This is a genomic window from Streptomyces sp. NPDC057445, assembly GCF_042802855.1.
In the GTDB taxonomy this organism is placed as follows: Bacteria; Actinomycetota; Actinomycetes; order Streptomycetales; family Streptomycetaceae; genus Streptomyces.
Map to the genome: position 1 here is coordinate 820,393 of NZ_JBHVDH010000001.1, position 11,608 is coordinate 832,000.

Sequence of the window (11,608 nt, forward strand, 5' to 3'; positions counted from 1 at the left end):
CGCCCAACGCCCTTGCGCAGCACACTTACCACCTTGAGTCACAGCCCCGCTCCCGTCAAAGGCCCCCGCCCGCGCGGCTGACAACCGGCGGGTGGCGGCCGGTGGCCGGTGGCCGCCGACTGACGGGTTGCCGACGGGCGGTGGAGACCGACCGACGTGGTGGCCGGCGTGTGGCCAGCGTGGAGACCGACGTGGTGGCCGGCGTGGAGACCGGCGTGGAGACCGGCGACAGGGAGTGGCGCAGCGAGAGCCGGCGGGGTGGCCGGGGTCGGCGTCCCGGCCACCGCTGCAGCTGACCGTGGCCCGGGCGCGCGCCACCCGCGCCCGCCCGGGCCACAGCCCTCACTGCGGCTCAGTGCAGCTCAGTGCGGCTCAGTGCAGCTCCTCACTGCGTGCCGTGCGGGCGGGCCGGTCGGCGAGTCCCTGCCCTCTCGCCCTCACGGGCCTGTCCGGCACTCACCCGAGCAGCGCGTCGGCCTGGCGGATCGACTCCGTCATCTGGCGCACGGACGCGTCCTCCGTTCGCCGCGCAAGGGTGCCCGTCCGCTCGGCGAGGTCGTCCAGCCGTGGCGCACCAGGCATCTCGGCGCCGCGCAACGCCTGCGCGAAGAAGGCGGCAGCGGCACTGACCTGCAGCCTGGGCGCTGTTTTCTCAGACCACAGGTCATGCTCGAGCGCGGAGGCCTCGACCGTGCCCGACATCTCGTGCGGAGCCCTGGTCCGCGGGTCGAGCCAGCGCACAGTCGCCGTGGCGATGTGCCCGCTCGCCCCGTCGCGGAGCCGTACCGCATAGAGCGCGGTCACGGTGTGACCGGGGCCCACCTCGCCGCCGTCCACCTGGTCGTTGCGGAAGTCCTCGTCGGCGACAGCCCTGTTCTCGTATCCGATCAGCCGGAACTCCTTCACTGTCTGCGAGTCGAACGCGACCTGTGCCTTGGCGTCACGGGCGCGCAGTTCTACATGGGCGGGAAGTTGGTCGACGAACACCTTCCGGGCCTGGGCGGACGTGGACACATAGGTCGTGTGGCCGTCGCCCCGATTCGTGAGCCGTTCCATCAGCTTGTCGCCGTACTCGCTTCCCACCCCGACACCGAACAACGTGATGCCGTACTCCCGGCGGGACTCACCGATCCGCTCCAGGATCGCGTCGGCCTCGGTCTCACCGGTGTTGGCGAGCGCGTCGGAGAGGAGTACCACCCGGTTGTTGGCACCGCGCCTGCGTCCCTCCACCGCGGCGTCGTAACCGGTGCGGACACCGGCCTCCACATTGGTCGAGTCGGTCGGCTCCAGCCCGTCGACGATGCTGTGGATGCGGTCCCGGTTGCCGTCGAGCCGGGTCATCGGCAGCCGGACCTCGGCCTCGTCGCTGAAGGTGACGACGGCAATCGAGTCGTCGTCGCGCAGTTGGTCGGTGAGGACATCAAGGGACTCGCGGACGAGGTCGAGACGACCGGGCTCGGCCATCGAGCCGGAGATGTCCACCACGAACGTCAGAGCAGCCGGGGGCCGTTCACCGGTTCGCGTCGAGGGCCGGGTGGCAAGTCCCACCCGCAGCAGTGACCATCCCTCCTCCTCTCGGGTTCCCGCACGTGCACCGTCCACGGTCACGGTGAAGCCGTCGCTCCCGGGCCGCGGATAGTCCTGCCGGAAGCTGTTGATGAACTCCTCGGGCCTTACGGAGTCCGGCTCCGGCAGCCGCCCCTCGGCCAGCAATCGCCGGGCGTACCCGTACGAGGCCGTGTCCACGTCCAGCGCGAAGGTGGACAGATAGTCGGCCGGCGGTGCGAACTCCCTTTCTGCGTCTCCCTTCTGCTCACCCTCGCGCGCGTTCCCGCCGCCCTCCTCCGCCGGGCGGCCGCCGCCGTCGGGAGGCATCGGAACCGCGGGACCGTCCTCGGCCCGGTGCGCGCCACCGCCGTTCGAGGCACGGTCCGTCTGCCCGCCCGCCCCGCAGCCGGTCAGCAGCATGGCGCCGGCCAGCAGAGCGACGAGCGCCCCTCTGTGCATCCTTGTCCGATGTGCCCTTGCGCAAAGATTCATCATCCGCCCCCTGGATCGTCAGCACTGTGAATGTGACGTCCGAGACGGCCTTCTGGAGCAGTCGAAGGAGTTGCGGATGAGTCTCGATGCGGCAACGGCGGCTCTCGCTGCCCGGGTACGAGCGAGAGCTGGGCGCACCGGATCGCCGACCGTGCCAACTCCCGCTACCCAAAGGGTCGGAGGCGACATGACGTGAGATCAGCCGGGGTCAGCCCTCTTCCCAGCTCACGCTGCCCACACCGCTCCCTCCTCCACAGGTGGCCGAAGAGCCGCCGGAGCCGCCCGGACGCAGCGTCACCCAACCGCCGTACGCGTCCGGCCACCAGCCGCAGACGACCACGGCGCGGAACGCCACGACCTGACCACTGGGATTGTGGCAATTCGCCCAGCCCGTCCACCCGTCGGTGCTCGTCGTACAGGAGAGCAGGGCGGCTGCTCCTCGCGCGTCGTCCGGAGCATCCGCCTGGGCCGTGCCTGCGCTCGGGGACAGTACGGCCAGGGGGAGCGCCGCCGCGGCGGCGAGGAACACGCGCATTGATCGAACGGGCCGTCCGCCCATGCGCCCCGTCTTGCGTCGGAACATGTGACCTTCCCTTCTCCGACTCGGACACGGATCGCTTGTCGCGCCGCTCGTCCAGACTGGCGGGCACACCAGCCCCGAGTGAAGGGAGTGGCAGGGACTCGCCATCCGCTGAACTGGGGGTTGTCACTGTGTGCACTCACATGCGTACATGGAGTGGCGTACGGCTCCGAGATCGGGGGGTGGTCAGCCGTGCTCAACGCCATCGTCATGCCCAGACCGGGCTCCGTTCCCTGCAGGCCCACCGCCGTGACCGAGGCACGAGGGCCAGGCAGGCCGGTCCGAGGACTGGAGCAGGTGAGCGCCACGCTGACGGGTCTGGTCCATTCGGCCCGTCATGAACTGCTCACGTTCGACGATCCGGTGGCCTCGCCGGGCGTTCCCGGACCTTTCCGGGCGCTCGCGGGTGCCTGCGTCCGTGCGGCGGCGGAACGGCCGGCCGCGGTCCGCCGCATCGTGCCGCGGCGCGCGCTCTCTCTTCTGCCGCCGCCGGGGCAGCTCGGCGGCCGGTCACGGGTGACGGACTCGATCCCGTTCAAACTGGTCGTCGCCGACCGCACGGTCGCCGCCCTGCCGCTCGACCTCGAGCGGCACTGCAACGGACTGCTGCTGATCCGCGACCCCGTCATCGTCCAGGCGCTGGTCCGCACGCATCAGTCGTGGTGGGACGGCGGGGACGAGGTCGCGGCCGCCGTGTCGGGGTCGGCGCCCGTGCATCTGCGCCCCGTCCTCGACGCCTTGCTGGCCGGGCTGACGGACGAGACGGCCGCGGTCCGTCTGGGCGTGTCGGCCAGGACGTACAGCCGCCGTGTGGGAGAGCTCCTCGCCGTCCTTGGCACGTCGAGCCGCTTCCGCGCCGGGGCGGAAGCGGCACGCCGTGGCTGGATCTGACGAACGGCCGGTGCCCGGGCGGGCGACGGCCCTGTCAGGACACGATGTCCTTGCGGGCGAAGCCCCGGAAGGCGAGGGCGAAGAGGATCAGGGCGTAGGTCACGGACACCGCCGTGCCCTTCAGCATCCCGCCCCATTCCAGTTGGGGCTGGAGCGCGTCCGCCCAGGCGAACTGCCAGTGCGCCGGGAGGAAGTCACGCCAGGATCCGAGCGCCGTCACCGCATCCAGAACGTTCCCGATGATGGTCAGCCCGACCGCTCCGCCGACCGCGCCCAGCGGGGCGTCGGTCCTGGTCGACAGCCAGAACGCCAGCCCTGCGGTGACCAGTTGGGACACAAAGATGAACGCGACGACGAGCGCAAGCCGAGGCAGAGTGTCGGCGGTCGCCAGGGTGCCTCCGGTGGGGAGCTCCAGCGGGCCCCAGCCGTAGGCCGCCGTGCCCGCCGCGAGTGCGACGAGTGGCAGCAGCAGCATGGCCGCCGCGCTGAAGCCCAGCGCCACGACCAGCTTCGACCAGAGCAGCCGGGACCGGGGTACCGGCGCCGCGAGCAGATAGCGGAGGGAGGACCAGCTCGCCTCGGACGCCACGGTGTCCCCGCAGAACAGCGCGACCGGCACGACCAGCAGGAACCCGGCCGACACGAACAGGCAGGTGGCGGCGAAGTTCGCGCCGGACGCGGTGGCCGTGTCCATCAGTGTGATCCGGCCGCCGCCCCCGTCGCGCTCGTCAGGGGTGCCGCCGATCGCGAAGGCCACGATCAGTACGAACGGCAGCACGGCGAGGATCCCGCCCATCACCAGCGTCCGCCGGCGCTTCAACTGGCGTACCGCCTCGACCCGCAGGGGCAGAGTGTGCCGTGCCCGGTAGCCAGGCGCGGTCGCCACGGTCGATGTGGTGCCCACGGTGCTCATGCGGATGCTCCTCCGATCAAAGTGAGGAACGCGTCCTCCAGGCGTCGGTGCGGGCCGACGCCGGTCACCGGCACGTCCAGCCGTACGAGTTCGGCGATGAGCGCGGCGGCGCCGGCGCCGTCCAGGCGGACCAGCAGTCCGTCCCCTTCGTCGGTGCGGACGGCGGAGCCGATCCCGGGCAGGGCAGCGATCTTCTCCACCAGCGGATCGGGCAACTGGGCCGCGGTCGTCACCAGAAGGGTGTCGCCCGCGCCGGTGATCTCCGCGACCGGGCCCGCCTGTACGAGCCGGCCACGGTCCATCACCACCAGATCGGTGCAGGACTGCTCCACCTCCGCAAGGAGGTGGCTGGAGACGATGACGGTCCGGCCTCCGGCCGCGTACCGGATCATCACGTCCCGCATCTCGCGGATCTGTGGCGGGTCGAGTCCGTTGGTCGGCTCGTCCAGGATCAGCAGATCGGGCAGTCCGAGCATGGCCTGTGCGATGGCGAGGCGCTGTCGCATGCCCTGCGAGTAGGTGCGCACGGCTCGGGCGAGGGCATCGCCGAGGCCGGCGATCTCCAGCGCCTCGTCGATATGGGAGTCCTCGGCGGGGCGACCGGTGGCCCGCCAGTACAGCTCGAGGTTCTCCCGCCCCGAGAGATGGGGCAGGAAACCGGCGCCCTCGACGAAGGCACCGACCCTGGAGAGTACGGGCGCACCGGGCCTGATGGCGTGCCCGAAGACACGGATCTCGCCGTCGTCGGGGGTGATCAGGCCCATCAGCATGCGCAGCGTGGTGGTCTTGCCTGCGCCGTTCGGACCGAGGAGTCCGAGGACCTGGCCCTTCTGGACGCGGAAGGACAGGTCCCGTACGGCGTACCGGTCGGCCGACCTGGCGTACCTCTTGGTCAGCCCGGTGATCTGCAGCGGCACATCGGCCAGTTCGGGGTCCGGCGCGGGTGCGGTGGTGCGGCGGCGGGTGGCGATCAGCAGCGCCGCGGCGATGGCGGCACCCGCGGCGGGCAGGCCCCAGACCCACCAGGGCAGCGCGACGGTCCGGGTGGTGACGGCCGGCGCGGTGGGCACCGTGAGCTGCCCGGCCAGCGAGACGGTGTATGCGGCCGGGGCGGCGGGGGAGGCATAGCCCAGGTCGGTGGCGGCGAGGACCAGGCGGAGGCGGTGGCCTGCCTCGACCTCGTGGTCCACGGCGGGCAGGGTCAGCTCGACCGCCGTGCCGGTCTTGGCGTTCTCGACCCGGACGGGGGTGACGAGCTGGGCGGGCAGTACCTGCTGTCGTCCGTCGGGCCCGACGTCGTAGAGCTTGCCGAAGAGGACCGCTTCCCCGCTGTCGGACGTCACGTCGACGCGGACGGTGGGCGAGCCGGTGATCCGCGTCGTCCGGTCCAGGGGCCGGGAGTCGAACCGGGCGTGCTGCCCCGGGAAGTCGAGGGAGAGACCGACGCCGAGGGAGGACAGCTGGGAGAGCCCGCTGCCGATGCCCGGGACAGCGGAGATCCCGGGCGGGGTCGCGCCCGCGGGGTTGCGGAAGGACTGTGTCCGGCCGCTGAGCCGGAACGTACGGGCTCCGTCGCGCAACCCCGGGTAGTCCGCCGCTGTGGCACCGCGGAGCGTCGCCTGCCCGTCCGTGGAGTCCACCCCACCGGTCCTGCTGACCCGGAACGCCGGACCGGTGTCCGCGCTCTTGTCCCCGTTCAGGTGGCGGTCGAACCACGCCGAGACCCGTCCAAGGACACGGTCTCCCTCCAGGTCGCCGCCGTCGTGACCGCCCGCGATCCAGTCGACGGCGACGGGCGCGCCGTTCGCCTTGATCGTCGCCGCCATCGCGTCGGCATGGGAGAGCGGAAAGAGCGAGTCGGACTGGCCCTGCACGATGAGCGTGGGCACCTTGATCCGGTCTCCGACGGCGGACGGGCTGCGCGCCTCGAGCAGTGCACGTGCCTCCGCGTCGGGCTTGCCGGAGGTGGCGACACGCTCGTACATGTCACACAGCACGGGCTGGAAGCGTCCGCAGGCGGGCGGGGCGGACCGGCCGTCGTCGGCCGGTTCACGGTCGGCCGCCGTCGCGGCGCCGCCTGCGCCGGCCTGCTTCGCGGCGCCGCCCGCAGCAGCCGGGGCTTCCGCCCCGCCGCCCCCCTCGCCCTGCCCGGGACCGGCCGGTGGCTCCTCGTCCGCGGGGGTCCCGGCGCCGGAGGTGTCCGGTGTGAGGCCGTCCGTACCCGAGGAGCCGGTCGTGAAGAAGAACCCCGCCCAGAGCTTCTTGAAGACGCCGTTCGGGAAGAGCGCGTCGGCGAGGTTCCAGTACGTGATCTCCGGAGCGATCGCGTCGACCCGCTGGTCGTAGCCTGCAGCGAGGAGCGCGATCGCGCCGCCGTACGACGCGCCGGCCAGTCCGACCCGGGGGTCACCGGCCGCGTCGAGACGTACCTCGGGGCGCTTCGACAGCCAGTCGATCAGCCGGGAGACGTCCTTGACCTCGTGGTCCGGGTCGTTGAGTCCGATCTGTCCGGTGGACGCGCCGAAGCCGCGTGCGGACCAGGTCAGGACCGCGTATCCGTCACGCGCCAGCGCCTCCGCCTGGTCCCGTACCGAGTCCTTGCTGCCGCCGAACCCGTGCCCGAGCAGCACGGCGGGCCTGCGCCCGTCACCGTCGCCCGAGGTGAAGTACGAGGTGTCGATCCTCGCCCCCGGCATGGTCAGCACCTGGTCCTCGCGGTGCACGGCAGGCGCATCGTCCGAGGCGGCGGCTGTCCAGGTGCCGGCGCCGGCGAGTACGGCGAGCGCGGCGAGGCCGGCCGTCCATCGCCCGCGGCGCCGGGACGCGGTTGCCCGCCGGGGAAGTCGGATCTTCATGCTTGAAACCCTAAGCGGACGCCACGGCCACAGCCGCTGCCGCCGGGCGGAACTCACCGACCTCCTCGGGTAGTACCCGCGACCGTCTCCGTACACCAGACGCGGTACATGTCCGATAGCCGGTGAGCGGCGGGCGGTAAGTGGGTCCCGCAATCCGCGCGGGAATTCCGGGACGGTCCGGGACGCCACGAACGACGGCAAATTCACGGTCCTGACCTGGGACTTCATGATTGAGGACGGTTCGGTCAATTCGCGCCGACCAGCCGCCGGAACACGGGCGTCGCAATACCCGGCGCAAATGTCGGCGATGTCCGCCAAATTCCGTACGCCACCCGGGCATTACTGCGAACCCACCAGTAACAACCCCTTGTTTCCGTGATCTCCGCACGAGACGCTGTGCCGCACATCCGCGCGAGCCGAGCGGATGTTTGTCGTGCTTCCGATCAAAGAAAGGTCAGGTGCACGAGATGAGAATCACTGCCCGGCAGTCCATACGCATGGGCGCACTGCTCCCCGCAGTCGCCCTCGTGGCCGGTCTCCAGTTCGCCGTCTCCCCCACCGCGCAGAGCGCGTCGCTCGGCGATCTCCGTCTCGCCCCCACTGCAACCGCTGTCCAGAACAGCTGGATCGTCGTCCTCAAGGACGGCAGCACCCGTGTCTCCGATCTCGCCGCCGAGGAGGGTGTGTCCCCCCAACACACCTACCGCTCGGTCCTCAAGGGCTTCTCCGCCTCGATGTCCAGGGCCAAGGCAGCGAACCTCGCCGCCGACCCCCGCGTGGCGTATGTCGAGCAGAACGCCGTCGTCCGTATCGACGCGGCCCAGCCGAATGCCACCTGGGGCCTCGACCGCATCGACCAGCGCAGTCTTCCGCTGTCGACGACGTACACGTACAACACGACCGCCTCGAATGTGAACGCGTACATCATCGACACCGGCATCCGGACCTCGCACAGCGAGTTCGGCGGGCGTGCCGGTGTCGGTACCGACACCGTCGGCGGCGGCCAGAACGGACAGGACTGCCAGGGCCACGGCACCCATGTCGCGGGCACGGTCGGCGGCAAGACGTACGGCGTCGCCAAGAACGTGAGACTGATCGCCGTCCGCGTGCTGGACTGCAACGGATCGGGCACGACGGCGGGCGTCATCGCCGGTGTCGACTGGGTCACCGCGAACGCCGTCAAGCCGGCCGTCGCCAACATGAGCCTGGGCGGCGGGGTCAACGCCTCGCTCGACAACGCCGTGAAGCGTTCCATCGCCTCGGGTGTCAGCTACGCCATCGCGGCCGGCAACGGCAACATCCTCGGTCTGCCCGCGAACGCGTGCAACAACTCTCCGGCCCGCGTCCCCGAGGCGATCACGGTCGGCGCGACGGACAACACCGACCGCAGGGCGTCGTTCTCCAACTTCGGCACCTGCCTGGACCTTTTCGCGCCCGGCGTGAACATCACGTCGGCATGGAAGGACAGCAACACCGCGACGAACACCATCTCCGGTACGTCGATGGCCACCCCGCACACCGCGGGCGTCGCAGCGCTGTACCTCGCGAACAACCCCACGGCGACCCCGGCGCAGGTCCGCGACGCCCTGGTGAACAACGCGACGAACGGCAAGGTCGTGGACCCGCGTGTGGGTTCCCCGAACAAGCTGCTGCACTCGCTGTTCTGACGCGGCTACGCCATGAGGTGCCCGAGGAGCTCCTCCCCTGCCGGGTAGACCCGCTCCTCGGGCAACAGCCGCCGGGCGCCCTCGACGTCCCCGCCGCGCACGAGACCATGGATCTCGTGCGCGAGCGGGGTCACGTCGTCGATGGCCACGGTCCACTCGTCCGCGTAGCGCGCCGACGCCTTCCCGGCGAGGCCCAGCTGCAGTGAGCGGTACGGGAGCGGCGCCAGACGCAGATCGCGTTCGGGGTCCCACTGCACCCGGGCAGGAGCCTGCCGCAACTGCCGCTTCCAGTCCGCCTGATCGGGATACAGCCCTCGGGCGTAGTGCGACAGACAGGCGTTACGAAGAGCCCACTCGAAGCCCTCGCGCTCGATCTCGACCGCGAGAACGGTCTGCTGCCCCTCCTTGGTGCCCCAGCCGCAGCGGTACATCATCCACAGGAACGAGGGCTTGATCCATGTCATCCGGTCGCGCTTCCAGCTGGCCGGGAAGCGGCCGTCACGCGCCGCCGGAATGCCGATGGCCGGGTCGTAGGCCTGGTAGACGGTAATCGTGGTGTCCGTGTGGACAGCGCGGATCTGCTGGTTCGGCGGGGTCATGGTGCGTGAACCTACCAAGTTCGAAAATCGCTGGTCCTGGCGTTACGGTCCTGGCAGCATCAGGCACATGACCATGACCGTGCATGACGGAGGCCATGCCGCGTAGGCGGCCTCGGCAGGTGCGTACCGAGTTCGCGGTGCGGCGCAGATGCCGGAAGAACGAGCTGAATCCGATCGGCGGGGTGTCCCGGCGGGCGCTCCACGAAATCGCCAGGGTCGAGGAGACCCGCAACTATCTGTGGTCCGGCGCCGTCCGCGAGTCTCTCGGGATGTGGCGCCGGCATGTGGGGCAGCTTGGTCACCGGCTGTGGGACGAGGACCAGGCCGGCTGTACCGAGTGGCTGTGCTGCGGCGATCCGCACAGGGCCCGGGACCTCTTGGAGGGCGCGCTGCGGGCCCTGCCGAAGAGGGCCGCGCGTGAACTCAGGGCGGTCGTCGATGAGCTGGACGAGCGGTACTGAAACAGCCGCGCGGCCCGTACGGGGTGAGAGTTCCGTACGGGCCGCGCGGCGTCAGGCGTGTGGGTGGCGTTCCGGGTGCGGATCAGTGGTTGCGCGGGAAGCCCAGGTCCACGCCCGCAGGGGCCTCTGACGGGTCCGGCCAGCGGGTGGTGACGACCTTGCCGCGGGTGTAGAAGTGCACGCCGTCGTTGCCGTAGATGTGGTGGTCGCCGAAGAGGGAGTCCTTCCAGCCGCCGAAGCTGTGGTAGCCCACCGGGACCGGGATCGGCACGTTCACGCCGACCATGCCGGCCTCGACCTCCATCTGGAACCGTCGGGCGGCGCCGCCGTCGCGGGTGAAGATCGCGGTGCCGTTGCCGAACGGGGAGGCGTTGATCAGCTCCATGCCCTCCTCGTACGTCTCGGCGCGCAGCACGCAGAGCACGGGGCCGAAGATCTCGTCCCGGTACGCGTCCGACTCGGTGGAGACCTTGTCGAGGAGCGACAGTCCGATCCAGTGGCCGTCCTCGAAGCCGTCCACCGTGTAGCCGGTGCCGTCGAGGACGACATCGGCGCCCTGGTCCGCCGCGCCGTACACGTAGGAGGCGACCTTGTCGCGGTGGGCCTTGGTGATGAGCGGGCCCATCTCGGAGTTCGGGTCGTTGCCCGGGCCGATCTTGATCTTCTCGGCGCGCTCGCGGATCTTGTCGACGAGCTCGTCGCCGATCGCACCGACAGCGACGACGGCGGAGATCGCCATGCAGCGCTCACCGGCGGAGCCGTACGCCGCGGAGACGGCCGCGTCCGCAGCCGCGTCCAGGTCCGCGTCCGGGAGGACCAGCATGTGGTTCTTGGCGCCGCCGAGCGCCTGGACGCGCTTGCCGTTGGCGGAGGCGGTGGTGTGGATGTACCTGGCGATCGGTGTGGAGCCGACGAAGGAGATCGCCGAGATGTCCGGGTGCCCCAGGAGCCGGTCGACCGCGACCTTGTCGCCGTGGACCACGTTGAAGACACCGTCAGGCAGGCCTGCCTCGGCGAGCAGCTCGGCGAGCTTCAGCGCCGGCGACGGGTCCTTCTCGCTCGGCTTGAGGACGAAGGTGTTTCCGCAGGCGATGGCCAGCGGGAACATCCACATCGGCACCATCGCCGGGAAGTTGAACGGCGTGATGCCGGCGACGACGCCGACGGGCTGGCGGATCGACGCCACGTCCACCCGGCTGGAGACCTGGGTGGACAGCTCGCCCTTGAGCTGGGTGGTGATACCGCAGGCCAGGTCCACGATCTCCAAGCCGCGCGCCACCTCGCCCAGCGCGTCCGAGTGGACCTTGCCGTGCTCGGCGGTGATCAGCTCGGCGATGGCGTCACGGTTCGCATCGAGGAGGGCGCGGAAGCGGAAGAGGATCGTCGTGCGCTGTGCCAGCGATGACGTGCCCCAGGTGGCGTACGCGGCCTTCGCGGCGGCGACCGCTGCATCCACCTCGTCGACGGAGGCGAGGGCGACCTGTGTGGTCACCGCTCCCGTCGCCGGGTCGGTGACCGGGCCCCAGTTGCCGGACGCGCCCTCTACGGTCTTGCCACCGATCCAGTGGTTGACGGTCTTCGTCATGACGAAAAGCTCCTTCA

General features: G+C 70.6%; 9 protein-coding genes. 3 read left to right on the forward strand and 6 right to left on the reverse strand.

Annotated elements, in window-relative coordinates; genetic code table 11:
* Positions 1-456 precede the first annotated feature (456 nt).
* Together ACFU5O_RS03630 and ACFU5O_RS03635 are read right to left on the reverse strand one after the other, a co-directional pair.
* Entirely contained in the window at positions 457-2,007 is a 1,551-nt protein-coding gene (locus ACFU5O_RS03630; protein WP_384235816.1) for a VWA domain-containing protein, read from the reverse strand.
* 241 nt (positions 2,008-2,248) lie between these two features.
* Positions 2,249-2,623: a hypothetical protein gene (locus ACFU5O_RS03635; RefSeq protein ID WP_384235818.1), complete on the reverse strand. Its 375-nt coding sequence runs from the start codon at positions 2,621-2,623 to the stop codon at positions 2,249-2,251.
* Positions 2,624-2,917: 294 nt separating this feature from the next.
* Here ACFU5O_RS03635 and ACFU5O_RS03640 point away from each other — a divergent pair, with 294 nt between their 5' ends.
* A complete protein-coding gene (locus ACFU5O_RS03640; protein WP_384235821.1) occupies positions 2,918-3,511 on the forward strand; it encodes a DNA-binding response regulator in 594 nt (197 codons plus the stop codon).
* A 34-nt stretch (positions 3,512-3,545) separates the two neighbouring features.
* Here ACFU5O_RS03640 and ACFU5O_RS03645 read toward each other — a convergent pair whose 3' ends face one another.
* On the reverse strand, positions 3,546-4,424 hold the full coding sequence (locus ACFU5O_RS03645) for an ABC transporter permease (protein WP_384235822.1): 879 nt from the start codon (positions 4,422-4,424) through the stop codon (positions 3,546-3,548).
* Positions 4,421-7,279: an alpha/beta fold hydrolase gene (locus ACFU5O_RS03650; RefSeq protein ID WP_384235824.1), complete on the reverse strand. Its 2,859-nt coding sequence runs from the start codon at positions 7,277-7,279 to the stop codon at positions 4,421-4,423. Before ACFU5O_RS03650 ends, ACFU5O_RS03645 begins: the two co-directional genes overlap by 4 nt.
* Positions 7,280-7,746: 467 nt before the next feature.
* On the opposite strand from ACFU5O_RS03650, the gene ACFU5O_RS03655 reads away from it, so the two are divergent.
* The gene (locus ACFU5O_RS03655) at positions 7,747-8,946 is read left to right on the forward strand and encodes a S8 family peptidase (protein WP_384235826.1); all 1,200 of its coding nucleotides are present in this window, start codon (positions 7,747-7,749) and stop codon (positions 8,944-8,946) included.
* Positions 8,947-8,951: 5 nt separating this feature from the next.
* On the opposite strand, the gene ACFU5O_RS03660 is transcribed toward ACFU5O_RS03655, so the two are convergent.
* The gene (locus ACFU5O_RS03660) at positions 8,952-9,545 is read right to left on the reverse strand and encodes a DUF4291 domain-containing protein (RefSeq protein ID WP_384235828.1); all 594 of its coding nucleotides are present in this window, start codon (positions 9,543-9,545) and stop codon (positions 8,952-8,954) included.
* Between the two features lie 83 nt (positions 9,546-9,628).
* On the opposite strand from ACFU5O_RS03660, the gene ACFU5O_RS03665 reads away from it, so the two are divergent.
* Entirely contained in the window at positions 9,629-10,006 is a 378-nt protein-coding gene (locus ACFU5O_RS03665; RefSeq protein WP_384235830.1) for a hypothetical protein, read from the forward strand.
* Positions 10,007-10,088: 82 nt separating this feature from the next.
* Here ACFU5O_RS03665 and mmsA read toward each other — a convergent pair whose 3' ends face one another.
* A complete protein-coding gene (mmsA, locus tag ACFU5O_RS03670; RefSeq protein WP_384235832.1) occupies positions 10,089-11,591 on the reverse strand; it encodes a CoA-acylating methylmalonate-semialdehyde dehydrogenase in 1,503 nt (500 codons plus the stop codon).
* Between the last annotated feature and the right edge of the window lie 17 nt (positions 11,592-11,608).